Raw genomic sequence first — 24,228 nt, forward strand, 5'->3', positions numbered from 1 at the left:
CGTATTGGGTCTTCCTGTTATTTTTTTAATTTATTTGTTGCCTTTTGTCATCTCAAGTATCTCGGCCAGTCCGCCTGCAACCAAATCAACATCCTTATTGAGTTCTCTGACCATCTGCGGGTTTATTGTGACGGTCTCGACAGAACCGCTGACGGCAAGCGGTTTCATATTCCTATCATAAATCGTACCTCTCTTTGGGCTGATAGTACGGTTATTTGTTTGCTGTTCATATGCTTTTTGCTGATATTCCTGACCATTCGCTATCTGTATCCAGCCGATCCTAAATACCAGCAATGCTGTAAAAAAAGTGAAAACTCCAAGTATAAACAGAAGTCTCTTTTTAAGTGATATGTTTGGGCTAGCCAAAAGTCTCCCCCCTTGAGTTTTTTTGTTAAATCAATTGTATGCTACCAGTATTTATATAAATTCTTATTAATAATATTAATTGAATTTGGAATATATTATTGTTAAGTCCAAATTATTAAAAATTTACATAATAATTTAGGCTTTATACTGAAAAAACTATAGACTTAATATTGGGCATATAAATCTATAGTTAATTACCAAAATTATTCAATTCAACCGGATACCGCACAAATGCCTTATATATGTGAATATATAATCCATACATAGTATTCATATTATTCGAATATGTTCAGGAATTTCTGTATGCCAGCTCCCAATTCCTTCGCCATCAATATGAGCTTTGATTCCTGTTTTTCGGCCAGAATGGTAACATCCTGTCTGGGCACACTGATATACACGATCTGGCTCTTTTCAGGAGCGTGCATGTCAAGTTTGGCTTCTGCAATATCTCTTATGCTTTGTAATGACATGGCCTTTTCAATTTCAAGCGAAAGGCGGATGTTTTCATTTTGCAATGCCACATATTGCTTGCTGAGATTGTTGTTGTCATAATTCATCTGGCTTATCTGGGCATATCTCGTCATTATAACGGCGCACATGCCAAAGATCAGAAATATATTTACCATTATTCTCTTTTTTAATTTTGCATTGTTTCTGGCAACCTTTTTAGATTTAAGAACGGCATTTTGTTCATAGGGATCATAATAGTTGCTCTGGTTTACAGAGTCGGTATTAATCTGCTGCTCATGCCTGATTTTTTCAGCAGCAGAACCGTGTATATATCTGTTATTTGCCCCGGCCATTCTCCAATCCCTCCCTTTAAAGATCTTAATAACAAAATTCGTAAAGTATTGGGGGGAATCAGAAATAAATCTGATTCCCATCCATTTTTAGAAGTTTTAGCTTTTGTTTCTTAGATGGTCTTCATTGGTATTTTGTTTATTTTGTCTTTTGTTGTTTATAATTTTTTCATTTGTTAACCAGTTTGATTTTTTAATGCTTTGTATTTTCTTTTGTTTTTATCTTTTGTTTTTTAAAATTTTATCTTTTGTATTTTTATTACTTTCTTTTGTGTCTTGTTAAGCTTATCCTTTGAATTTCGCTTTGCAATCTATATTAAGAACTAGATTTTTTCAAGTACTCTCAATTTTGCACTTCTGGCTCTCGGATTTTCTTCAAGCTCTGACTCTGCCGAAATAACAGGTTTTTTGTTAACAAGCACCGCCCGAGGTGTTTTTCCGCATACACAAGCCGGAAAGGTCGAAGGACAGGTGCAGGGGTTTACTTCTTTATTGAACCGAACCTTTACTATTCTGTCTTCAAGTGAGTGGAAGGTTATTATGCAAAGTCTCCCGCCCCTCTTCAGAAGTGTCACACATTCCCCGACAGTGTTATTCAGTATGTTCAGTTCGTCATTCACCTCGATCCTTATGGCCTGAAAAGTTCTCTTTGCCGGGTGAGGTCCGTCTCTCCTTGCCGCACTGGGTACTGCTCTTTTTATAATATCCACAAGTTCATAGGTTGTTTTCACAGGCTGTTTATTCCGGGCTTCAACAATAAATTTTGCAATCCGGGATGCCCACTTCTCTTCGCCGTAATCGCGTATGATCCTGTAAATATCCTGCTCCTTGTATAGGTTTACCACCTCGTATGCCGACAGTTCCGAACTGCTGTCCATCCGCATATCCAATGGCGCATCCTGCTGGTAACTGAACCCCCTTGACGCCTCATCAAGCTGGTGTGAAGAAACTCCCAGATCGAGCAGAATTCCGTCCACCTGATCTATTCCCAGCTGCCTGCAGGTTTCAGTGATATTTTTGAAGTTTGTGTTCACCACCTTGAACTTTGTTTCTGAACCTATTTGTTCAAGGCGTTTTGTGGATGTCTCCACTGCAAATGTATCCTGATCCAAACCGATGAGCATTCCCTCCGGACCCAATCTTTTATATATTTCCGACGAGTGTCCCGCACCTCCGATGGTACCATCCACATAAATGCCGTCGGGTCTTATATTCAGATATTCAATACATTCATCAAGCAATACCGATTTGTGTTTAAATTCCATTTCCCACCTCAAGACGTACTTTTAAGATTTTAACCGGATGTATTCATACAATCCGATCAATCTCATATTCCCAGCAAGGACATCTTTTCTGCAATCTTGTCGGCACTCATATTATCATCGCTGTTGTAGTTTTCCCATGTAGTCTTATTCCAAATTTCAACCCTTGAAGAAACTCCTATGATAGCTATGTCCTTTTCAAGCACTGCATATTCGCGTAAATTCTGCGGAATAAGTATTCTTCCCTGCTTGTCAACCTCACATTCAGTCGCTCCCGAGAAAAAAAATCTTATGAAAGCACGTACATCTTTATCGGTGAACGGAAGTGTTTTCAATTTATTTTCAAGGCTTGTCCATTCTTCCGAAGAGTACGCAAACAAACAACTGTCAAGTCCCTTGGTTAATATGAACTTTTCACCCAGGCCCTCTCTGAATTTTGAGGGCACAATAACTCGTCCTTTTGGGTCAACCGTATGCTGGTACTCACCATAAAACAAATTTCACACCTCACACTTCCAGGTCAATAAATAAAAGAATTGCTATTTTTTTATAATCAGCCTGGTTTTTTCCTCCACTTCACACCACTTCTCACCACTTATATGGATATTTTATTTCAAAATAGATATTTTATCAATGTTTTTTTGAAAAAAAATAAAAGACGGGTTAAATAACCCGTCTTTACTAGGACCAAAGTACTAGTGTTTGTAATATTTAAAACGTATAAGGCAATATATGAATCGGATGTTACAGACCGCCGATATTTCCTTATGAAGAATTAAAATTTCCCCGTTTCCGCCTTAGTGAAACACTAAGAACGATGCCCACAGCCATAAAGTTTGCAAGCATTGCAGTACCGCCCTGACTTACAAATGGCAGAGGAAGTCCTGTTACCGGAAGCAGTCCCATACTCATTCCGATATTTTCTATAAAATTAAAACCCATCATACCTGCCACACCGATACATATAAACGAGCCATAAGAATCACTGGCATTCTTTGAAATATAGATGATTCTCAATAAAATAAGCAATCCCAGCAATATTATAATGCATCCGCCTATGAAACCCAATTCCTCCCCTACCACCGAAAAGATAAAATCGGATTCATTTACCGGAACACTGCCGCTCTGGGTTTGAAGCCCGCTTCCATAACCCTGTCCGAACAGCCTGCCCGACCCTATGGCCAGCTTTGACCTGATGACATTATATCCTCCGCCCTGGGGATCCCTTTCGGGTGATATAAAAGTCAGAATTCTGTTTCTCCTGTTTTCATTAAGCACATACACCCAGATAAAGGGCAGTGAAAGCCCGACAACTCCCAGCAGAATGAATATATACCGGTAAGGTATGCCAGCTATATAAATAAACAGGAAGAATATAAATACAAAAACCATGGCTGTTCCAAGGTCCTTTTGAAGCAGTACGAAACCTATTGCAACACATGAATATGCCAAAAACTTCAGTATGTCGGCCTTGTTTTTTTCCGGACTGTCCTTGATACGCTCCAGAAATACCGAAGCCAGTATTATGTACGCTATTTTGGCATATTCCGAAGGCTGGACACTCATACCCGCAATAGAAATCCAGTTTTTATTCCCCAGCTCTTCACCGCTTCCAAAGAATAATACCAAAACCATCAAGCCCATGGCACCAAAGAATATAAACAGGCTGAGCACCTTTAAATCCTTATAGTCTATAGCACTCAGTATCAGGCATAGAGCCACACCCATTATCAAACCCAGCACTTGAGGTTTGAGCAAATTCGGCCTGTCCTTTACGGCACTGCTGAAGACCACCAGTCCTATGGCCGCCAATATCAATACAAGACCGAACAACAGGTAATCAAATCTTTTATAAGGATTTGTTGTTTTTGACTTCTCAACAAATAACATTCTTCACCGCCTATTTATCTTCTGTATCTTCTGTTTCTTTGCTTTCTTTTGTTTCTTCTTTATCTTCTGTATCTGCTCTATCCTCTTGAGTCTCCTGACTGCTGCCATCAGCTCCCCCAACATCGTCCCGAGCTTTTTGAGTACTGTCCTCTTTTTCATGAACCTCGTCTTCGGAACTTTGAACATCATCCCCGGATACCCCGCTGCCGGCTTCGGCATTTTGACCATTGTTTTCCGTCCCTTGAGCGGTTTCCTCTTCATCCATGATTTTTAAGATGCTTGCATATCCGCTCTGCCCAATCTCGACATCATCAAAACTGTTCTTAATTTTTATTCTCTTATATATTACAATTATCGAAAATACTATTACGAATATTATTGAAAGCAATTGTGACACTCTTAAGCTGCCCAGCATGAGACTGTCAGTCCTGAGTCCTTCGATTACCGCTCTTCCGATGCCATAGGTTATGAAGTACAGACAGAAGATCTCACCGTTGAATTTTTTCTTTTTCCTCATTTGAAGCAGGAAGATAAAGACGGCTATATCCCAAAGCGACTCGTATAAAAAAGTGGGATGTACCGGCAGGTCAGGATTTATATTCATCCCACCGTTCTGCAAATTCTGCAGATAAGCTCTGACGGTGGGACTTGTCATGCCCCAGGGCAGGTTTGTATTTGTTCCGAAAGCTTCCTGATTGAAGAAATTGCCCCAGCGGCCTATGGCCTGTCCAAGCGCTACATAGGGTATGGCAAAATCGAAAAGCTTAAAGGTGGGTATCTTTTTATACCTGGCTACAAAATAAGCTGTGATGACTGCACCGATAATTCCGCCCAAAATGGCCAGCCCGCCGTTTCGTGTGTTGAATATCTGCTTAAGGTCGTACTTATAATTGTCCCAGCTGAATATGACAAAGTACAGGCGGGCACAGATTATAGCAATTGGTGCCGCAAACAGCATAAGATCAATAATGGTCTCGGGCACCAGATCAAATTTCCTGGAATCTCTCATAGCCCACAGCACACATATGAAGAATGCCAGTGCTATAATAATGCCGTACCAGTATATAGATATGCCGAATACTTTAAAGGCTTCCCTTGATATGTCAAAATCCAGTCCCATGTTGGGGAAACTTACAGTTACTCTATCATCCATGATAACCTCCACATAATACTATTTATTTTACCGAGACAAATAACGGGTCAATTTATGGCAGCTGCTGCTTATCCATCCCTTTGACTACCGATAATGCCATACGGTCAATATCAAAATGCTTATCAAAGACCTCAGTAATATAATCAAAATTCATTTTATCATAAACATCTAAATAATCAAATAATGTTACACCTTTGAAATATAAATTTATGAAACTTCTTGCTATGCTTTCCACCGAATTCATCTGTCTCAGGAATCTTCCCTTTGATGCCTTCAGCAGTCTGTCGAAGGTCTCGGGCTTCAGGCCGTCATTTCTCAGCTTTTTTATTTCTCTTACAAGGCTTTCCTGTACAGCCCGGGGATTAACCGATTCCCCTCCCAGCATGGAATATGCATAACTGTTCTCTATGGTAAAATCCGATTCGAAGCTTGAGTTGATCAATCCCTTGTCATACAGCTCACCGTACAGTTCTGAACTCCTGCCTATCATCATTGATATGAGCAGCTTGACGGCCAGTTCATACTTGATGATTTCAGGGCCCTCCAGCTTGTAATTGCCGTCTTTAAAACCCATGTAGAAAAGAGGTGTCGGCACCGGCATATTTTGTTCCACATAAGCCTTATGCAGTTCATTGCCCTCCTCAGGATATATCCGCTTTATTTCTCCATGGCTTTCCCCGGCTTCAATGTTCCTTTCAACCTGCTCAAACACCTCTTCCCGGTCCACATCACCTACTACGGTGATCACCATATTTGAAGGGTGATAAAAGGTTTCATAGCACTTATAAAGCGTATTCCTTGTTATATTGGCGATACTTTCTATTGAACCGGCGATATCCTTTTTTACAGGATGCTTTTTGTAAAAGGCATCCAGAAGGTTGAAAGTTACCCTCCAGCCCGGGTCATCGCGGTACATGTTGATTTCCTGCCCAATTATGCCCTTTTCCCTCTCGACACTTTCTTCGGTAATGTAGGGGTTTTGAACAAAATTTAAAAGCAGCTCAAAGTTCTCTTTAAACAAATCGGTACATGAAAATAAATAAACAGTTTGAGTAAAGCTTGTAAATGCGTTGGGCCTTGACCCCAATGCGGCAAACTTATCCATTACGCTCCCATCCTTTTGTTCAAAAAGCTTGTGCTCAAGGAAGTGGGCAATCCCGTCGGGAACTTTCGTGGGTTCGGAATCTCCGGGTATGATAAACTTGTTGTCCACAGAACCGTAATGTGTCGAAAAGGTGGCATGTTTTTTGTAGTAACCCTTTTTCGGGATTACAATACAATTTAATCCGCTGCTGTGTTCATACCTGTACATTACTTCGTCATATTTCTTAAACTCAAGGGTTTCATATCTCATACTCAATCTCCATTTCCGCCGTCCGTCAGCGTATAATCAACGTCCATTGTCATAATTTGAATAAAACTGTTATCACACCGCTTCAGCCTCCTGAGAGGTCAGGAAGTAAACAGTATCAAGCTGAATCTTGCCTGTTACATTTATAACATCCTGTTTGGTCACTCTCCGTATCTTGGCCAGAATACCTTCAAAGGTGTCGTGGGTCTGGGATACCAGCTGGCTGAAATTGAAATCCACCACCTGCAATTGGCTGTCCTTGAGGGAATGGATTCCCGTCTCAAGAGATTTGATGGTTGCCTCAAACTCGTAGTCCGATATCTTTCCTGCTCTGATAGCTTCCAGTTGTTCCATTATCAAGTCTTTTGCATGGTCCTTTTCTTTAAATTCAATACCGCTTCCTATGATCATCAAGCCTTTGAATTTTTCAAGACCGGCAAAGATGTAATAAGCCAATCCGGCTTTTTCCCTGACATTCTGAAACAGTTTGGAATGCATGCCTCCGCCCAAAATACCGCTGTAAACCATCAATGCATAGTAATCATCCTCTTTGGGGGTTATATTGGTTCTAAAGCCCAATGAGAGCTTTCCCTGGGTAACATCCATTTTATCTTCAAAATATTCAACTTTATCTATATACTTTTTAACAATACCTGTGGTCAGCCCCTTGGTTACACCTCTGTCAATACTGCCGACCCTGTTTTTTAGATATTCCATGTCGCTCTCATCCAACTCACCCGTTATAAAAATATCTGCCGGAAGGGTGGTTACTTTTTCTTTATAATGCTTATACAATTCTTCTGCAGTTATGACCTCTATCTGACCGGCAGTACCGTATTCATAAAGTCCGAAGGGCTCCTCCCGGCACATGAGCTCATAGCATCTTTCCATGGAGTATTGCACCTTGTCATTGGTTCGGCTTTCTATAAGCATCTTCAGATTCGTCTTCTCCTGTTCAACATACTGAGGATTGAACGAGCCGTCTTTCAAAGCCGGTCTGTAGATGATATCAAGCAGAAATTCCAGAGCTCCTTCAAAATTACTTTTTTCGGCATTGGCATATTTATCGGACAGATATTCAAAATAGAAATGAATTATCTGCCTTTCGCCTTTTTTTCCGTACGCCGCAGTCAAATACCGCTCCATACAGTTCTTCAAGATATAGATTAACGTCTTTCAGGGTAGGGAGCTTATGAGTACCTCTTCTGAGTATTGAAGGGAAAAGTGCATTTAACGCTACGGTATTTTTGTTAAGGTTATCCTGGAAAAAAATATTTATGGTGTTTGTCTTGAACCGGCTCGATTTTATATTATAGACAGTAATGCCATTTACTTCAAATAACTTGTTAAGATTCTCCTGAGACCTTGCGGTATCTGTCATATTCATCTCCACTTCCGGCAGGAACCTTTTAAATGGATATCCCGCCTTTTATTTTAATAGATTGATGTTATCCTTACCAAAGTCAATTACGCTTGAAAAGCCTTCGCCTTTCAGCCGTAATTGACTTTCCAGAATTTCAAAAATTAAGCATCCATATATAGTATAATAAAAAAAATCGTATATATTCAATATAAACACAAATACTATCCTTTGATAAAATCTTATTTCGGATTTTTATAAGGAGGTATTTATGAATACAAAAAATAGAAAATATGCACGGCCCTCAAAAAGACGAACCTCAAGCACCGTATATGAAAGTGAAGATACGGAATTTACACTTTCAACTACCGCGGCAATCGGGATTCTGGGCGGAACCTTTCTTGTGGGGGTGGCAGCTGGAAAACTTGTTGATATGTGCAGGAAATGGTAAAAAGGAGTGATGCAGACCACTATGACAATTGCAATACATGTCAGAGATAAAAAAGTGCTCCCGTACAAACTTTAATAAATGGATTGCTCACAAAGCATATGCTTGAAATTTGTACGGCTCATCACAAGTATATTAGCTGTCGCAGAACACTCAACATCCTGTTTCGGGGTTCCTTCTCAAATCGGCTTCCTGCCGATTTGCCAGCAAAATACCTGTGTTTCACCTGCAATTTCAGGCATATACTTTTAATGGAGCTGCCCATTTATTAAAGTTAAACTGAGCACCAATCAGTAATTATTTATGTATTACAATTGCTTTAGTTTGAAAGCGGTCTTTTCAATTTGTAGATTTTTTACACGTAAATTATGTGCTTCTTATTCATATCTCAAGGATTCTATCGGATCAAGGTCGGCTGCCCTCTTGGCGGGATATACTCCAAAGAGCAGTCCAAGAGCTACCGAGCCAAGGAACGCAAGAATAACAACGGTAACATCGACAGTTGGAGGTATTTTAATGGCAGAAGAAATGACAAAGCCCGCCAGTATACCCAGTATTATTCCCACTGTTCCGCTCAATCCGGTCAAAATAATTGATTCTGTTATGAACTGGAAAATAATATCTCTTTTTCTTGCTCCAAGTGCCTTTCGGACGCCTATTTCCCTGATACGTTCGGTAACCGAAACCAACAGTATGTTGACTATTCCTATACCGCCCACCACCAGTGTGATGACAGCAACCACCAACAGTACCGATGATACTATACCAAGCACCGAGTTGAGCTGCTCCTGCACTTCGGACAGGAATTGTACATAATACTTATCCTTGTTGCCATGCTTCTGCTCAAGAATCCGTATAACCTTATCGGCTATTTTTTTAAGATCTTCCTTATCCTTGGATTCAACGGTAGCATACATGTAATTCAGCTGATCCGACCAGGGATAGTAAGCCTGTAAGGTAGTCAGTGGAATGGTCAGTGAAACACTTTGACTTTCATAGGACATCATATCCCCAAAAATTGAGTCCTCGGCCTTGGTGACTCCGATTACCGTTAAATTCATGGAACTTCCCGAACCTAATTTTACTCTCAGCTTTTGCCCTATGGGATTTTCATTTTTGAAGTTGGCTTTGGCAAAATCCTCTTTAACTACAACCACATTTGATCTGAGGGAGTTGTCAATATCATTGATCATTCTGCCCTGAGTCATGTCAGTGGGCATGATGTCCTTGTACTGTGAGGAGATGCCGGTTATATTTGCATTCCTGGTCTTGTCGCCAAGCCTGATGGTACCGGATCTTCCCATGGAGGTACCCACGTTTTTAATCTCCTCTACCTTGGCAATTGCCTTCATGTCATCATTTTGCAATACATCATTTGAATTAATTGTGCCTGACTTGTATGATACGGCTAACACGTTAGCCCCTATTTTTGCAAATTCGTTATCCATGTAGCTCTGGGTTGCATTTCCTATGGCGACTATGGTGATAACAGAAAATACACCCATTACAATACCTATCATTGTCAGTATGGACCGGAGCTTATTTGCCCGAAGACTGGATAACGCCTGCTTGAAGCTTTCAATAATATTCATTATTTACCTCATCCCTTATCTTCGACTAATTTGACTCTGGCTCCATCTTTAAATGTAGACTTTGGATTCATTACGACAAGATCTCCCTCTTTGATTTCTCCTGATTTGATTTCTCCCTTCATATCGGAAGTGGTTCCAATTTCTACAGGTAACTTGTGCATGGTTTGTTTATCCTTGCTCAGAACGTAAACAAAGTTTTTGCCGTCCTTGTCAGGGCTGAGCATATCAAGCTGCAATGTCAGTATATTTTTTATATCCACCGTTTTGATGTCACAATTGACAGTGATGCCCGGCTTAATTACCTCAGTGATGTTATCTATACTTACGGTTACCTGTATAACCGTTTCCTGTGTACCTGTATTATTGGTGTTCGTACTTGCCACAGGGGAAACACTCTCAACCTTTCCTGTAATCTTATCGGTTTCAGGTATGGAGTCTCCGGTAATATCTACACTCTGTCCCGGCTGCATCATCTTAGCGTTATATTCATTGATATTGAGCTTGACTTCCAGCTTGTCAGGGTTAACCAGAGTAAATACCGGCTGCGCATTTGGCGTGAAGGAACCTTCGGTAACATTGACATGTGTTGCCACACCGTCCATGGTGGCATACATGGCATCATTGTACTTCTTGATCTTGTTTTCCAGGTCCTTTATGGTCAGGGCACTGTTCTCAATGGCCAGTTCCTGGCTTTGTATATCTATTTGCTTGGTGCTGGTTGATTTTGAAGCCGTATTAACATTTTCTTTTTCATTTTCAACCTTAAGCTTTGCATTCTTTAATGCCTCTTCTGCATCTTTTACCTTATTTTCAGCCAGGTCCAAATCATTCTTGGATTTATCACCCATTTCATAAAGGGATTTGGTATTGTCCCTATCCTTTATTGCATTATCCAGGGTTCTTTGAGCTGATGTGACACTGCTTTCGGCAGCCTTAAGTCCGTTTTGGGCTGTAGCAATACTTACTGCGGTATCTGTGAGCTTCAGCTTCTGTAATGCAAGTTCCTGGGTTTTCTTCTGGAGTTTGGCCTGATCCAGCTGCAGGTTCAATGTATCAAAATCAAAATCTGCCAGCTTCTGGCCTTTTTTTACTATATCGTTTTGCTTGATATACAATTTGGTGACTTTTACAGGCGTATCCAGGTATATTTCCGACTTTTCAACCTCTGTTACCGTTCCGTTTGCAGAAATAGCCGAACTGATATCATCCTTTTTAATTTCGGCAGCACTCACCGAAAATACAGGTCCCGAGCCGACTGCCCCGGAATTCCTTATAATACTGGCTGCAATCACTGCAATAACCAGTACTCCAACACATATCCCAATAACTATTTTCTTTTTCATCGTTTAAAATTACCCCCAATTATGTACTATTTCAATAACGCGGCAGCTTTGATTTCACTGTAGCCTGTAAATACGGCATAAACTATAAGTACAAGCACCATAATCAGATATGCCTTCTTCTTGTCGATTTTGCTCACAATCGCTATACCAATTGCATTTACCACCAACTGCCATATGTAGAACACCTCTACAACCTTTGCCACACCGTATATGAAGCTCCCTTTAATTTCGGGCAAAAGAGAAGCCAAACTGGTGTATGTAACGTCGGTATATGTTCCGGTTATATAAATTACCGCAACAGTTACGATGGTACCCAAAACAGATATTACCGACGAATATCCCAGAACAGACAGGATCTGCTTATAACTTGCCTGGCCTTTAAATATCTTTGTAACCAGCCATATGACCAGTGCCTGTATCAGAAACATACCACCGGCCATAATGCCGCCCATGATAGGTGTCGAAATTGCTGAAATGTTCACAACCTGATCAAGCAGTTCAGGCGTCATTTGCTGTGCCGTGTTGGCCGCCGTCATTTCCATTGTAGTTCTCAAATACTCCTTGAACATTGGAAATGTCCCATACATCAATATAACCGGTGCAAGAACATTCAATATGATACCCAGAAGGACCCGCGGCTTCTGTTCAAGATCATTCATTAACCTCTCAGGCGAAAAAATAGCACCGGCAATTCGCTGAAATACATTCAGCCTTGGCAAGGTATTGCTTTGCTGTTCAATTACTAAATCATCGTTCATAAAAGTCTCCTCTTAAAGAAAAATTTGACATTGAAATATTAAAAAATTTAAAAGCTCTTTTAAGCTTTTTCTAATTCATTTTCTTCCTCCAGGTTGGACTTTGCGAGTACTTCTCTTGCATCAAGGGGATTCCGGACCAGTTCATCCGATTTTAAAAACCCGTCTCTGAACCTCAGCACTCTTTTGGTATGGTCGGCAATATCCGGTTCATGTGTAACAAGTACAATGGTTACACCTTCCCTGTTCAGATCCTGAAAAACAGCCATTATCTCTTCGCTGGATGTACTATCCAGGTTTCCTGTGGGCTCATCTGCAAGAATAATTGAAGGCGAATTCACAAGTGCTCTGGCAATTGCAACCCTCTGTTTCTGACCGCCCGACATCTCATTGGGCTTGTGATGCATTCTCTCTCCCAGCCCCACACGTTCAAGAGCCGCCGTGGCTTTTCTCCGTCTTTCCTTGCTTCCTACACCCGCATAGATCATAGGAAGTTCAACATTTTGCAGTGCCGTAATTCTCGGCAAGAGGTTAAAGGATTGAAAGACAAACCCTATTTTAAGATTTCTTATTCTAGCCAGTTCTCCCTCATTAAGTGAAGATATATTTACTCCGTCGAGCCAATACTCACCTTTTGTGGATCTGTCAAGACATCCGATTATATTCATCAGAGTGGATTTACCAGATCCGGAAGGTCCCATTATAGCCACAAATTCCTTTTTATCTATATTTATATTGGCGTTCTTAAGAGCTTCAACTTCGATATGTCCGTTTTTGTATGTTTTACCCAGATTCTTCATGGAAATAATCAAAGCTTTTTTTCCTCCTTTCAATATTTTATTTATTTAAACTCAACTTTTTAAAATAGAGTTTTGTTAACAAATCCTGGGCAGCTGATCGCCTGCCAACAACTTGATGATTCTTGTGCCTCCGCTGAGAGCCTTGAGAACCACTTTTGCTTCACTTTCATTTATTACCTCACCGATAATGGCAGCATCTTTTCCGTAATCATTTTTTTTAAGCACTTCAAGAACATCGCCGGCTTTGTCTCCGGGAACAAATATCAATAGTTTTCCCTCATTTGCCATATATAGCGGATCCATGCCCAGAAGCTCACAAACCCCCTGGACTTCCCTTTTGACAGGGAGCTTTTCTTCATATATCTGTACGGTGACATTACTCTGTGCCGCTATCTCATTAAGCGTTGTAGCAACGCCCCCTCTTGTGGGATCTCTCAGCACATGGAGCTGCCGGGTTACCCTCAGCATGTCCTGTACCATTCCCGCCAAAGGTGCACAATCGCTCTTTATCTCGGCCTGGAAGCCCATATTCTCTCTTTCAAGCAGTATGCAGCTGCCATGATCGCCAATGGTTCCGGAAACTATTATTTTGTCGCCGGTTTTTGCATTTCTTCCTGAAATATCCACTCCCTCTGGCAATATGCCTATGCCCGAGGTATTTATAAATATCTTATCAACTGCACCTTTCTGAACCACCTTGGTATCGCCGGTTACAATTTTGACACCGCATTCCTCAGCCGTAACAGCCATGGACTCAACTATTTTTTCAAGCTCTTCAAAGCTGAATCCTTCTTCAATAATAAAACCGCAGCTCAGATACAGAGGAGTCGCTCCGCTGGTTGCCAGATCATTAACCGTACCGCAGACAGCAAGCTTTCCGATATTTCCCCCCTTGAAAAAAATAGGGGTTACTACAAAGCTGTCGGTGGTAAATACGATATTTCTGCTGTTACCTATGTCAAGTTTGGCTGAATCATCTCCGGCAGAGAGTATATCGTTCTTAAAGTATTTCTTAAATACATTATCTATAAGAGCAAGTGTGGCTGAACCCCCGCTGCCGTGAGCCAGAGTGATTATGTTTTCCATATTGTATTGAGCTTCCTCCTTGATAGTACGTAAATTATTTTATATTATTCTTTACCCGCTTCCATATATCATTTGTTATTATATACACAATTTTAAATATTTCAGAGCATTTTTTTATTTGTTTTAATACTTTTAATATACTTATTTTTCAATTATTATACAGCTCCTCCGAACATTACCGCTTTAGTCCCCATATTTGTAGTATGCTGCACATGTGCCTTCAGATGATACCATACAGGCTCCCACAGGATTTTCCGGCGTGCATCTCGTTTTAAAAAGCTTGCAGTCGTGGGGGCGCTTCTTGCCTTTCAAAACTTCCCCGCACATACAGCCTTTGGGTTCAGGACTGTCTTTGGGCTCCATATGGAATTTCTTCATGGCATCAAAGGTTTCATATGCTTCCTTCAAACCCAGACCCGACCCCGGTATCATGCCTATGCCGCGCCATACTGCATCCACAGGCTCGAAAACCTCGTACATCTTCTGCTGGGCTTTTGTATTTCCTTCCTTAGATACTATTCTGGAATATACATTTTCAAAAACCTTTTTGCCCTCTGTAATATTTTTCAGTAAAATATTTATTGAATACAGAATATCCAGAGGCTCAAAACCCGCAACAACACCAGCCTTTTCCATATTATACGCAACGTATGAAAAAAAGTCTGTACCAATTATGGCAGAAACATGACCCGGATAAATAAATCCGTCAAGAGCCAGCTCCCCGTCTCCTGCAAGGGCTTTGATGGCTTCGGGCATTGTCTTGTTTGCAGTCAGTACAGAAAAATTTTTTATTTTTTCTGCCTCCGCCTTTAAAACTGAAAGTGCAATAACAGGAGTAGTTGTTTCAAAGCCAACCGACAGGAACACAACCTCTTTGTCAGGATTGGCTCTGGCTATTTCCAGAGAATTCAACGGTGAGTACACCATCTGTACATTGCAGCCCTGTGCTTTTTTGTACAGCAGGGTGCTGTTATTTCCGGGTATTCTCATCATATCACCAAAGGTTGTTATTATTACATTTTTGTTTTCAGCCAGTTCAACGGCACTGTCAACATATCCGGTTGGAGTTACACACACCGGACAGCCGGGTCCCGACAACAGCTCAATGCTTTTGGGGAGCAGTGATCTGAGGCCATAGCGGGAAATAGCCATGGTATGAGTACCGCAGACCTCCATTATTTTTATATTCCTTCCCGAATATGTGTTAAGGCAGTCCACAATTTTTTGTATCACTGCCTTGTCTCTGAATTCATCTATATAATTTGTCATTTTGCCTCCATTTTACTTGATCCCCAATTCCCTGATCTCATTAAAAATATCAATAGTTCTGGCTGCCTCATCCTGATCAACTATCTGGATAGCACAGCCGGCATGTACCAGAACATAATCTCCGACTTTTACATTTTCAAGCAGTTCGACCGAAATTTTGTTTATTACACCCATCATTTCAACTTCTGCGGAACTCCCGTCAATATTTACAACCTTTGCAGGTAAACCCAGGCACATAATATAAACCTCCCTTTTTTAAATCGAATATCTGTAACATATAATAATTTATTCTTAATTATACTTTTCTTTTGTTTAAGTATAAACATATTTTTAAACTATTTCAATCTTCAAGTCCTGGCAATACTGCTTGCTATAGCCATTATTGCCTGTCCCAGTGCTATCCCCCCGTCATTTGCCGGGAGCTGCGAGTGGGTATACACCTGAAATCCATTTTTTTCAAGCAGCTCCGAGCTCATAGCCAGCAGCGTAAGGTTCTGAAATACTCCGCCGCTGAGCACCACCCTGTTCAGACCACAGGTCTTCCTGATTTCACAGCAGCCCCTCAGTACAATTTCAGCCACCGTGGCGTGAAATCTTGAAGCAATGGTTTCCAGGCTGCTGCCGGCCTCCATATCACACAAAAGCTGCCGGATTATCATATGGGTTCTTATAACAAAACCACCTGTTCCACCGGTGTCCAGCATTACCTCATATGGCTCTGCAGCCCTGTCCACCGCGTAATACTCCAATTCTATGGCAGCCTGCCCTTCATAGCTGATGTCCGTTTTGACACCCAGCAAGGCCGAAACTGCATCAAAGAATCTGCCCATACTTGAGGTTTCGGGACAGTTGAGTTTTTTCTCCAGCATTTTCTGGACAAAAGCAATTTCACCGTCGTTTATATCTCCCAGAAGCCGGTGCTCCCGGCCGTCCTCGCTTGTATGAGGAATTTGCACCCCCGCTGAGTAAAGGTATCCCAATGCCATTTTCCAGGGGTGTTTTACAGCAGAATCGCCTCCCGGCATCATGACATACTCCAGGCTGCCGGCACGTTCAAAACCATAGTAGCCTCCCCTGAAAAATTCCCCGCCCCATATCCTGCCATCCTCCCCGTAGCCGGTGCCGTCAAAGGAAACTCCGATCAATTCCCCGGACAGCCCGTTTTCGGCCATACAGGAGGCTATATGGGCCTTATGATGCTGTACACCGGCTTTATAGCCGGCGTCATACTCAAGTCCGTATTGTGAGGAAAAATAGTTGGGATGCAGATCATAGGCTATATGCCGGGGAGCTATATCAAACAATTTCTTAAAATGTTCAACCGCATGGACAAAAGCCCTGTTTGTACTCTCATTCTCCAGATCGCCTATGTGGTGGCTGAGATAAAACATATTTCCCTTATTGAGACAGAATACGTTTTTAAGTTCCCCTCCGCAGGCAAGTACCGACGGGAGCTCCACAGCGTCATCCACCCCCAGCAGCTTTTTTGTATCCAGCTTTACAGGGATGGGTACATAACCCCGGGATCTCCTGATGATATATTCCTTATCTTTAAAAACCCTCGTTACCGAGTCGTCGGTTCTGATATATATCTCGCGGTCATTTGTCAGAAAGGCGTCTGCTATGCCCACAAGCCCCTGTATTGCCTCCTCGTCCTTGTAAAATATGGGCTCACTGCTGAGATTTCCGCTGGTCATTACCAGTACCTCCGGAAAATTTTCCTGTTCGAACAGTATATGGTGTATGGGATTATATGGCAGCATCACCCCCAGATAGCTGTTTAGATGTGCTATTTCCCAGGGAAGAACAATGTCCTCCTTTTTTCTGAGCAGCACAATAGGACTGGCCGGAGATTCCAGAAGCTGTTTTTCCTTTTCATTCACATGGCAATAATTTTGAATTATTTCAAGATTTTTCATCATTAGGGCAAAGGGCTTGTCATCCCTGTTTTTCCTGCTCCTGAGCCTTCCTACGGCACTTGAGTCCAGCGCATCACAGGCTAGATGGTATCCGCCAATACCCTTGACGGCGGCTATCCTTCCTGATTTTATAATCCCTGTGATATATTCCAGACACTGCCGGCTGTCGGGCGGTTCCCTGCCGTCCAGCCGGGAAATGAATTTCCCGTTCTCATCGGCTATTGCCAGAACAGGACCGCAGTCGCGGCAGGAGACAGGCTGGGCATGATATCTCCTGTCGGAGGGATCGGTATATTCCAGGGCACAGGGGCGGCACATTTCAAAACAGCCCATGGTAGTCTTCTCCCTGTCATAGGGAATGTCCTTGATGATTGTGAACCTGGGGCCGCAATTTGTACAATTGATGAATGGATATTCATATCTTCTGTTTTCGGGGTCCTTCAGCTCTTTTATGCAATCCCCGCAGGTGCATACATCGGGCGAAATGAAGATATTACCCCTGGAAACCGCCTCACTCTGCCTTATTTCAAAATCTGTAAAACCTTTAACAGGCAGCTCTTCATAATTTAAAGTCTCAATTTTTGCTAAAACAGGAGATTTTGCTTTTATAGACTGTATAAAGCCGGATAATATTTTTTCATCGGCTTCCACCTCTATTACCACATTGCTGTCGGTATTTCCTACCCACCCCTTTAAGCCCATGCTTTTTGCCAGATTATAAATAAAGGGCCTGAAACCCACGCCCTGAACTATTCCTGTAATTGTTATCCTATATCGTCTCATGGTCTTACCTTTCAGTTATCTTCAATCTCCAGGTATTTCTTGGCTGTCTGCATGTCTTCCGCTATCTGTTCCTTAAGGAGGTCTACCGACTCAAACTTCTTTTCGTCCCTTATTTTCTTCAGAAAAAAAACTTCTATTTTTTTGCCGTATATATCCCTGTTAAAATCGATAATATGAGTTTCCACTGTTTTTTCCTTAGCATCCTCAAAAGTGGGATTAAAACCCACATTGGTCATGCTGTTATAAAGCTTGCCATCCAGCAGTGTCTTGGTGATGTATACACCGTTGGCCGGCAGCACGAGAAACCTTTCAGGGTGAATGTTGGCAGTGGGAAAACCTATGGTATTTCCTATCCTTCTCCCGCTGACCACCTCTGCCGTAATGGAGTAGTTCCTTCCCAAAAGTTTGTAGGCAGTTTCAAGCTGCCCATTGATTATACATTGTCTTATTTTTGTACTGCTTACAACTTCATTGTCACATTTTATGGCAGGTATGACAACAACCCTGAAACCGTACTTTATCCCCAATTCCTTCAACAGGGGAATATCGCCCTGCCCCATATAGCCGAATCTATAGTCATAACCGGCCACAGCCAGCTTGATATTCAATTTATCAATCAGTATTTTTTTTACAAAGTCTTCGGGTGAAAGTCTTGAAAATTCTTCATTGAATTCATCAAAGTACAGATAATCCAGATGAATTTCTCCAAGCAATTCCACTTTCTTCTGCTCAGTCAGTAACAGCGGAGTTATGAGCTTTTTCCTGAGAATATTCTCGGGATGCTTGGTGAAGGTATAAACTATCGAGCACAGGTTGTTAAGCCGGGATTCACGTATCAGTGTGTTGATCAGAGCCATATGGCCAATATGTAATCCGTCAAAATTACCCAGGCCAACTCCTGTTTTTATTTTAAAACTATTATTTTCATCGGTGGTGTGAATAACCTGCATATAATTCTCCTTATAGTAACTCAAATGAAAATTCCTATACGTCAAGAAATTTGCTTCGCAAATCCGCTTCGCGTCCACAAGTACTTTGCCATGCTACGCAAATTATCTTTTCGCTAGGGGGCACTACTGCCCCCTTCGACGAAACACTTCGTGTTTCTGAGCACCCCCTCTAAACCGGAAAGGGGATTCCCCTTTTCAAACCCCGCATATAGAAATTTATATATAACTGGAATTTCCTAGTGTACTTGTTCTAAACTCAGTTTTAATAGCAATTACACTATCTTTAAAAATTATAAATTCCTATATGCTAAAAAACTTTTTTGATTTCAGGCAGGTACCTTGGCCATTATGGAAAAGTTCACCTATGCCCAAAAAATTTTCATTGTTATCATATACCCTTATGAAAGGCTTTGTATCAAAATTTTCATTATTTAATTGAAGCCATACGCCATTGCAGTATTTAAAGGTGTCATTTGAATCAAGCCGGATACTTTCCAGATCTTCAAATACTGTTTCGGCAGGGATAAGCCTGTTTTCCAGCCGGCCCCCGGCAGCAAGCTCCCTGATTTCCTCAAGGGTCAAAGCAGTATCCAGACTGTATTTACCGGCTCTTGTCCTGACGAGGAAGGACATATGTCCTCCGCAGCCCAGCTTTTCTCCGATGTCATGGCATAAAGTCCTTATATAGGTACCTTTGGAGCAATGAACGTCAAACAGTGCTTTTTTTACCATTCTCTTTTCAGGCCCAGGCTCTTCCCATATCCTGATAATTTTTATATCAAATATCCTGATCCTTCTTGGCTGACGTTCCACAGTCCCGCCCTGTCTGGCTATATCATACAGCTTTTTTCCGTCAATTTTTATTGCAGAATACATTGGCGGAAGCTGATAAATATCACCGACAAAGCTCATTATTGCCTCTTCTATTCTGTCATTGCCGGCCTCCACCTCTTTGGAATAAATTACATTCCCCGAGGAATCCTGGGTATCGGTTGCCCAACCCAGAGTGAGCTCTGCGCGATAGACCTTGTCCTTGTCGATAATAAACTCGATGGCCCTGGTGGCATTTCCCAAACATATGGGTAAAACCCCCACAGCAGACGGATCGAGTGTCCCCGTGTGCCCTATTTTTTTCTGTCCGGCAACTTTTCTGAGAAAACCGACCACATCAAAGGATGTCATTCCGGCAGGCTTGAGTACATTTATTATTCCGTTCATATTATCCCTAAAATAAAACCCTTTCTTTGTCAAAAGCATTTTATATTACTGAAGTTTCTCTTTTAACACGTTTATCATCTGTTCCTTAACTTCCTGCAAAGAGCCTTTAACAGTGCAGCCGGCCGCCCGTTTATGTCCGCCGCCCCCAAATGCCGCAGCTACTTCGGAAACATCCACATGGGTTTTGGAACGCAAATTCACCCTGACCTCTTCGGCATTCTTCTCCTTGACCAAAACGGAAACTTCCACACCTTCGATTGATCTTCCGATATTCACTATACCGTCACAGTCCTCATCCTTTGCCCCGGTTGCCTGCAGGTCGGCCTGTGAGATTGCAACCGCCGCAAGTTTTGCATTTTCATGAAGCTCCAGCAGCTCTATTGCTTTTTGCGTAAGCTTCAGTTTTGTGTAAGTGGTATTGTCAAATATCCTTTGCGACAGTTCTCCTATGTCTATACCTGTAGCCAGAAGTTCCGAAGCTATCCTGTGTGTTTCGGAAGTGGTATTGCTGTACTTGAAGCCTCCGGTATCTGTTGAAACTGCAGTGTATAAGCAGGCCGCAATATCCCTGTCTATCCCGAGCTTCAATTTCTTCAGCAGTGTATATACTATTTCACCGGTTGAAGCCGACATATCATCAACAAAATTTAAAAGGGCAAATTTTGTATTTGTCACATGATGGTCGATATTTATTGTGCAGGGGGCCTCGAAAAAGGCATCTCCTCTGGTTCCAAGCCTTCCGACATCCCCTGTGTCCAGAGCTATATTGATATCCATGACCTCATCCTGGGTATCATAAAAGCAGGCCAATTCAGTCCCGGGCAAGAATCTGTACACCGTAGGAATATTTTCCTCCAGATAAACGATTACTTTTTTACCTGCATTTTTCAGCGCCAGAGCCAGAGCCAGAGATGAACCGATTGCATCACCGTCTGCAGAAACATGAGGAAATATTGCTATCCCGCCTGCCTGGGCTATAAGTTTGACAATTTCCCTATCCATTAAACCTCCCCGCCCCGTTATGCCGGTTCTCTTTTCCCATCACATATTAATGGCTTTTAACACGGCAATAGTATTTTAATACTTTTATACGGGGTTAATTTTATTTTTTTCAGCCGTCTGTTTTGAAAAGCAGGCTGAAATGCCATCATTCTCCCATTTCCTTCTTTGCATCGTCAAGTAATTTATTTATATATATTCCGTGTTCAATCGAGGTATCAAGTTCAAAATGTATTTCGGGAGTGTATCTGAGCTGCAATCTGTGCCCGAGTTCACGCCTTATGAAACCCGCTGCGCTTTTCAGCGCGCTTATGGCGTTTTTCTTCTGCTGCTCATCACCCAAAACACTTACGAATACTTTAGCATATCTCAAATCCTTGGTTACATTGCAGGATATAATACTTACCATATCAGGAAGCCTCGGATCCTTAAGGTCATTATGAATAATACTGCTTATTTCTTTTTTTACTTCTTCTGAAATTCTGACTATTCTATCTGCCATCAATTCCATCCTCCATATTAATTATTAGCTAATGAAAATCGTTAAGTGTGTTACTGCTCCATTAATAAATAGTATTGCCAACCACAGCATATTCAAGTACACTCCGGGCAGGCGGCAAATACACGAATAGGTTGAATTGGAATTTAATCCACTTCAACCTATTCCAAAAAAGCCTTAACTTATCTCTTAACTTCTTCCATTACAAAGGCCTCGATTACATCGCCTTCCTTGATATCGTTGAAGCGTTCAATGGACACACCGCATTCAAAGCCTGCTGCAACTTCTTTTGCATCGTCTTTGAATCTCTTAAGGGAAGCAAGCTTTCCTTCATGAATTACAATACCCTCTCTGACTACCCTGACTTCAGAATTTCTCTGTACTTTACCGTCGGTTACATAGGCACCGCCAATGGTTCCGATACCCGAAACCTTGAATATCTGCCTTATTTCAATATGACCCAGTACAACTTCCTTGTAGGTAGGCTCAAGCATACCCTTCATGGCAGCCTGAACATCTTCTATAGCCTTGTAGATAATACTGTACAATCTCATATCAACTTCAGCATTCTTGGCAGCTTCGGTAACATTTGCGCCAGGTCTTACATTAAAGCCTATGATTATGGCATTTGAGACCTGTGCCAGAGTGACATCCGATTCGGTGATAGCACCAACGGCACCATGTATGGTTTTTACTCTGACTTCGTCATTGCTCAGCTTTTCAAGTGACTGCTTGACAGCTTCTACAGAACCCTGTACATCGGCTTTGATAATAATATTCAAATCCTTGACCTTACCCTCTTTGATCTGGGTAAACAGATCTTCAAGAGTGACCTTTGCGCTGGTCTTGTACTGTTGTTCCTTCTGTCTGAACTTTCTCTTTTCAACAAGCTGTTTGGCTACCTTCTCATCAGTAACAGCATAGAATACTTCACCCGCTTCGGGAACTTCATTCATACCAAGTATTTCTACAGGCATTGAAGGCCCTGCGTTCTTTATGCTGTGACCTTTGTCGTTTGTCATAGCTTTGATTCTTCCAAAAGCGGAACCTGCTATTATTGAATCGCCGGTTTTTAATGTGCCTCTCTGAACAAGAACTGTGGCAACAGGCCCTCTTTCCTTATCAAGTTTGGCTTCTATAATAGTACCCTTCGCCTGTCTGTCGGGATCGGCTCTTAATTCAAGCATATCTGCGGCCAAAAGCACCATTTCCAGCAATTGATCAATGTTTTCTCTCTTTTTTGCCGAAACTGGAACCATTATTGCATCTCCGCCCCATTCCTCGGCAACTATACCATATTCTGTAAGTTCCTGTTTTACCTTGTCTGGATTTGCACCAGGCTTATCAATTTTATTGATAGCAACTATAATTGATACATTTGCAGCTTTAGCATGGTTTATGGCTTCTATGGTCTGCGGCATTACTCCGTCGTCTGCTGCAACAACAAGTATTGCAATATCGGTAACCTGAGCACCTCTGGCACGCATTGCCGTGAACGCTTCGTGACCGGGTGTATCCAGGAAGGTAATCAGCCTTTCGTTAGCTTTGACCGTATACGCACCGATATGCTGTGTTATACCGCCGGCTTCACTGTCAATTACATGAGCACTTCTGATTGCGTCAAGCAATGATGTCTTACCATGGTCAACATGGCCCATAACAACAACTACAGGAGGTCTTTGTTGTAATTTTGATTTGTCAACTATCTCTTCATCATCAAAGAGTATATCTTCCTCACTGATCTGAACAGCTTTTTCAGTCTTTACTCCAAACTCTTCCGAAATGATTGTAGCCGTTTCAAAGTCCACATCATTATTAAGGGTGGCCATAACACCATAACCCATCAATTTCTTGATAATTTCTGTTGAAGTCTTTTTAAGAGCTTCAGCAAGTTCCTTGACTGTAAGTGATTCTGGTATGGTTATGGAAGTAAGAACTGCCTTTGGCGGAATATACTTTTCCTGAACCTTTTCATTCTTTTTATTCCTTGGCAATCTCTTCTTCTTGCCGTCATCACTGTAGAATTCGTCAAAGATGTAGTTTTCATCAAGGATTTCAGAAACACCCTTCTTTTCGATAACTATTTTCTGGGGTTTAAATTTCTGTTTCTTATCGGCAGTTGTCTTTGGTACTTCTTTCTTCTGCTTTTCTTCCCTCTTGACGCTCTTATCCAGATCCCTGCTCTGGAATTCTCTCCGCGCTTCATTTCTCAGTGAGTCAAATTGTTCCTGAGCAACAGTTGCATCCGGCTTTGGAATATCCAGGCCCTGCTGTCTGTATTGCCCCTGCGGCCTGTCTCCTCTGTTGTACTGACCCTGCGGTCTGTCTCCCTGTGGCCGGTTGTATTGGCCCTGGGGCCTGTCTCCTCTATTGTACTGACCCTGC

At 41.8% G+C, this 24,228-nt stretch carries 23 protein-coding genes; 1 reads left to right on the forward strand and 22 read right to left on the reverse strand.

All coding sequences use genetic code 11. The annotated features are described in order from the left end of the window. Nucleotides 1–30 precede the first annotated feature (30 nt). From CTER_RS06455 to CTER_RS29130, 9 genes are all read right to left on the reverse strand, one after another. Nucleotides 31–366 (reverse strand): cell division protein FtsI, encoded by a 336-nt coding sequence (locus CTER_RS06455; protein ID WP_004624517.1) that lies wholly within the window; start codon nucleotides 364–366, stop codon nucleotides 31–33. Nucleotides 367–641: 275 nt separating this feature from the next. Beyond that, nucleotides 642–1,169, reverse strand: coding sequence for an FtsB/FtsL family cell division protein (locus CTER_RS06460; RefSeq protein WP_004624528.1), 528 nt, complete (start codon nucleotides 1,167–1,169; stop codon nucleotides 642–644). 320 nt (nucleotides 1,170–1,489) lie between these two features. Continuing rightward, the gene (gene rsmH / locus CTER_RS06465) at nucleotides 1,490–2,431 is read right to left on the reverse strand and encodes a 16S rRNA (cytosine(1402)-N(4))-methyltransferase RsmH (RefSeq protein WP_004624532.1); all 942 of its coding nucleotides are present in this window, start codon (nucleotides 2,429–2,431) and stop codon (nucleotides 1,490–1,492) included. A 62-nt stretch (nucleotides 2,432–2,493) separates the two neighbouring features. Next, nucleotides 2,494–2,925, reverse strand: coding sequence for a division/cell wall cluster transcriptional repressor MraZ (gene mraZ, locus CTER_RS06470; RefSeq protein WP_004624513.1), 432 nt, complete (start codon nucleotides 2,923–2,925; stop codon nucleotides 2,494–2,496). Between the two features lie 268 nt (nucleotides 2,926–3,193). Further along, nucleotides 3,194–4,318 (reverse strand): rod shape-determining protein RodA, encoded by a 1,125-nt coding sequence (gene rodA, locus CTER_RS06475; RefSeq protein ID WP_004624531.1) that lies wholly within the window; start codon nucleotides 4,316–4,318, stop codon nucleotides 3,194–3,196. Between the two features lie 10 nt (nucleotides 4,319–4,328). Next, nucleotides 4,329–5,471 carry a prolipoprotein diacylglyceryl transferase gene (gene lgt / locus CTER_RS06480; protein WP_004624518.1) on the reverse strand — a complete coding sequence of 381 codons (1,143 nt, stop codon included), beginning with the start codon at nucleotides 5,469–5,471 and terminating at the stop codon, nucleotides 4,329–4,331. Between the two features lie 52 nt (nucleotides 5,472–5,523). Beyond that, the gene (gene yfmH, locus CTER_RS06485) at nucleotides 5,524–6,825 is read right to left on the reverse strand and encodes an EF-P 5-aminopentanol modification-associated protein YfmH (protein WP_004624516.1); all 1,302 of its coding nucleotides are present in this window, start codon (nucleotides 6,823–6,825) and stop codon (nucleotides 5,524–5,526) included. A gap of 72 nt (nucleotides 6,826–6,897) precedes the next feature. Then, on the reverse strand, nucleotides 6,898–7,968 hold the full coding sequence (gene yfmF / locus CTER_RS06490; RefSeq protein ID WP_341349507.1) for an EF-P 5-aminopentanol modification-associated protein YfmF: 1,071 nt from the start codon (nucleotides 7,966–7,968) through the stop codon (nucleotides 6,898–6,900). After that, nucleotides 7,901–8,203, reverse strand: a complete 303-nt coding sequence (locus tag CTER_RS29130) for a hypothetical protein (protein ID WP_341349508.1) — start codon at nucleotides 8,201–8,203, stop codon at nucleotides 7,901–7,903. The genes yfmF and CTER_RS29130 overlap by 68 nt, the downstream gene beginning before the upstream one ends. A 250-nt stretch (nucleotides 8,204–8,453) precedes the next feature. Here CTER_RS29130 and CTER_RS06495 point away from each other — a divergent pair, with 250 nt between their 5' ends. Continuing rightward, nucleotides 8,454–8,633 (forward strand): hypothetical protein, encoded by a 180-nt coding sequence (locus CTER_RS06495; RefSeq protein ID WP_004624523.1) that lies wholly within the window; start codon nucleotides 8,454–8,456, stop codon nucleotides 8,631–8,633. A 374-nt stretch (nucleotides 8,634–9,007) separates the two neighbouring features. Here CTER_RS06495 and CTER_RS06500 read toward each other — a convergent pair whose 3' ends face one another. From CTER_RS06500 to infB, 13 genes are all read right to left on the reverse strand, one after another. Then, a complete protein-coding gene (locus CTER_RS06500) occupies nucleotides 9,008–10,222 on the reverse strand; it encodes an ABC transporter permease (protein WP_004624524.1) in 1,215 nt (404 codons plus the stop codon). Between the two features lie 8 nt (nucleotides 10,223–10,230). Beyond that, nucleotides 10,231–11,565 carry an HlyD family secretion protein gene (locus CTER_RS06505; RefSeq protein WP_004624525.1) on the reverse strand — a complete coding sequence of 445 codons (1,335 nt, stop codon included), beginning with the start codon at nucleotides 11,563–11,565 and terminating at the stop codon, nucleotides 10,231–10,233. Nucleotides 11,566–11,591: 26 nt separating this feature from the next. Further along, nucleotides 11,592–12,323: a YknW family membrane protein gene (yknW, locus tag CTER_RS06510; protein WP_004624533.1), complete on the reverse strand. Its 732-nt coding sequence runs from the start codon at nucleotides 12,321–12,323 to the stop codon at nucleotides 11,592–11,594. A gap of 59 nt (nucleotides 12,324–12,382) precedes the next feature. Next, nucleotides 12,383–13,132 (reverse strand): ABC transporter ATP-binding protein, encoded by a 750-nt coding sequence (locus CTER_RS06515; protein ID WP_004624514.1) that lies wholly within the window; start codon nucleotides 13,130–13,132, stop codon nucleotides 12,383–12,385. A gap of 63 nt (nucleotides 13,133–13,195) precedes the next feature. Further along, a complete protein-coding gene (hypE, locus tag CTER_RS06520) occupies nucleotides 13,196–14,206 on the reverse strand; it encodes a hydrogenase expression/formation protein HypE (RefSeq protein ID WP_004624520.1) in 1,011 nt (336 codons plus the stop codon). A 183-nt stretch (nucleotides 14,207–14,389) separates the two neighbouring features. After that, nucleotides 14,390–15,475 carry a hydrogenase formation protein HypD gene (gene hypD, locus CTER_RS06525; RefSeq protein ID WP_004624526.1) on the reverse strand — a complete coding sequence of 362 codons (1,086 nt, stop codon included), beginning with the start codon at nucleotides 15,473–15,475 and terminating at the stop codon, nucleotides 14,390–14,392. Nucleotides 15,476–15,487: 12 nt separating this feature from the next. Further along, nucleotides 15,488–15,712 (reverse strand): HypC/HybG/HupF family hydrogenase formation chaperone, encoded by a 225-nt coding sequence (locus CTER_RS06530; RefSeq protein WP_004624530.1) that lies wholly within the window; start codon nucleotides 15,710–15,712, stop codon nucleotides 15,488–15,490. 110 nt (nucleotides 15,713–15,822) lie between these two features. Next, nucleotides 15,823–18,177 carry a carbamoyltransferase HypF gene (gene hypF, locus CTER_RS06535; protein WP_004624527.1) on the reverse strand — a complete coding sequence of 785 codons (2,355 nt, stop codon included), beginning with the start codon at nucleotides 18,175–18,177 and terminating at the stop codon, nucleotides 15,823–15,825. Between the two features lie 11 nt (nucleotides 18,178–18,188). Then, nucleotides 18,189–19,127 (reverse strand): bifunctional riboflavin kinase/FAD synthetase, encoded by a 939-nt coding sequence (locus CTER_RS06540; protein ID WP_004624529.1) that lies wholly within the window; start codon nucleotides 19,125–19,127, stop codon nucleotides 18,189–18,191. Nucleotides 19,128–19,427: 300 nt separating this feature from the next. After that, nucleotides 19,428–20,345, reverse strand: a complete 918-nt coding sequence (truB, locus tag CTER_RS06545; RefSeq protein WP_004624515.1) for a tRNA pseudouridine(55) synthase TruB — start codon at nucleotides 20,343–20,345, stop codon at nucleotides 19,428–19,430. Nucleotides 20,346–20,390: 45 nt separating this feature from the next. After that, nucleotides 20,391–21,347 carry a DHH family phosphoesterase gene (locus CTER_RS06550; RefSeq protein ID WP_004624534.1) on the reverse strand — a complete coding sequence of 319 codons (957 nt, stop codon included), beginning with the start codon at nucleotides 21,345–21,347 and terminating at the stop codon, nucleotides 20,391–20,393. A gap of 145 nt (nucleotides 21,348–21,492) precedes the next feature. Next, nucleotides 21,493–21,846, reverse strand: coding sequence for a 30S ribosome-binding factor RbfA (gene rbfA, locus CTER_RS06555; protein ID WP_004624519.1), 354 nt, complete (start codon nucleotides 21,844–21,846; stop codon nucleotides 21,493–21,495). A gap of 179 nt (nucleotides 21,847–22,025) precedes the next feature. Continuing rightward, nucleotides 22,026–24,228 (reverse strand): translation initiation factor IF-2 (infB, locus tag CTER_RS06560; RefSeq protein ID WP_004624522.1); only part of this gene is annotated, 2,203 nt, incomplete at its 5' end.

Origin of the sequence: Ruminiclostridium cellobioparum subsp. termitidis CT1112 (assembly GCF_000350485.1) — a bacterium.
In the GTDB taxonomy this organism is placed as follows: Bacteria; Bacillota; Clostridia; order Acetivibrionales; family DSM-1351; genus Ruminiclostridium; species Ruminiclostridium termitidis.

What these genes read in the sequence shown, in the direction of transcription:
- CTER_RS06460 (WP_004624528.1), bottom strand. Translation starts at nt 1,169, where the DNA reads ATGGCCGGGGCAAATAACAGATATATACACGGTTCTGCTGCTGAAAAA.
- rsmH (WP_004624532.1), bottom strand. Translation starts at nt 2,431, where the DNA reads ATGGAATTTAAACACAAATCGGTATTGCTTGATGAATGTATTGAATAT.
- rodA (WP_004624531.1), bottom strand. Translation starts at nt 4,318, where the DNA reads ATGTTATTTGTTGAGAAGTCAAAAACAACAAATCCTTATAAAAGATTT.
- lgt (WP_004624518.1), bottom strand. Translation starts at nt 5,471, where the DNA reads ATGGATGATAGAGTAACTGTAAGTTTCCCCAACATGGGACTGGATTTT.
- yfmH (WP_004624516.1), bottom strand. Translation starts at nt 6,825, where the DNA reads ATGAGATATGAAACCCTTGAGTTTAAGAAATATGACGAAGTAATGTAC.
- yfmF (WP_341349507.1), bottom strand. Translation starts at nt 7,968, where the DNA reads ATGGAGCGGTATTTGACTGCGGCGTACGGAAAAAAAGGCGAAAGGCAG.
- CTER_RS29130 (WP_341349508.1), bottom strand. Translation starts at nt 8,203, where the DNA reads ATGACAGATACCGCAAGGTCTCAGGAGAATCTTAACAAGTTATTTGAA.
- CTER_RS06495 (WP_004624523.1), top strand. Translation starts at nt 8,454, where the DNA reads ATGAATACAAAAAATAGAAAATATGCACGGCCCTCAAAAAGACGAACC.
- CTER_RS06500 (WP_004624524.1), bottom strand. Translation starts at nt 10,222, where the DNA reads ATGAATATTATTGAAAGCTTCAAGCAGGCGTTATCCAGTCTTCGGGCA.
- CTER_RS06505 (WP_004624525.1), bottom strand. Translation starts at nt 11,565, where the DNA reads ATGAAAAAGAAAATAGTTATTGGGATATGTGTTGGAGTACTGGTTATT.
- yknW (WP_004624533.1), bottom strand. Translation starts at nt 12,323, where the DNA reads ATGAACGATGATTTAGTAATTGAACAGCAAAGCAATACCTTGCCAAGG.
- hypE (WP_004624520.1), bottom strand. Translation starts at nt 14,206, where the DNA reads ATGGAAAACATAATCACTCTGGCTCACGGCAGCGGGGGTTCAGCCACA.
- hypD (WP_004624526.1), bottom strand. Translation starts at nt 15,475, where the DNA reads ATGACAAATTATATAGATGAATTCAGAGACAAGGCAGTGATACAAAAA.
- CTER_RS06530 (WP_004624530.1), bottom strand. Translation starts at nt 15,712, where the DNA reads ATGTGCCTGGGTTTACCTGCAAAGGTTGTAAATATTGACGGGAGTTCC.
- hypF (WP_004624527.1), bottom strand. Translation starts at nt 18,177, where the DNA reads ATGAGACGATATAGGATAACAATTACAGGAATAGTTCAGGGCGTGGGT.
- CTER_RS06540 (WP_004624529.1), bottom strand. Translation starts at nt 19,127, where the DNA reads ATGCAGGTTATTCACACCACCGATGAAAATAATAGTTTTAAAATAAAA.
- truB (WP_004624515.1), bottom strand. Translation starts at nt 20,345, where the DNA reads ATGAACGGAATAATAAATGTACTCAAGCCTGCCGGAATGACATCCTTT.
- CTER_RS06550 (WP_004624534.1), bottom strand. Translation starts at nt 21,347, where the DNA reads ATGGATAGGGAAATTGTCAAACTTATAGCCCAGGCAGGCGGGATAGCA.
- rbfA (WP_004624519.1), bottom strand. Translation starts at nt 21,846, where the DNA reads ATGGCAGATAGAATAGTCAGAATTTCAGAAGAAGTAAAAAAAGAAATA.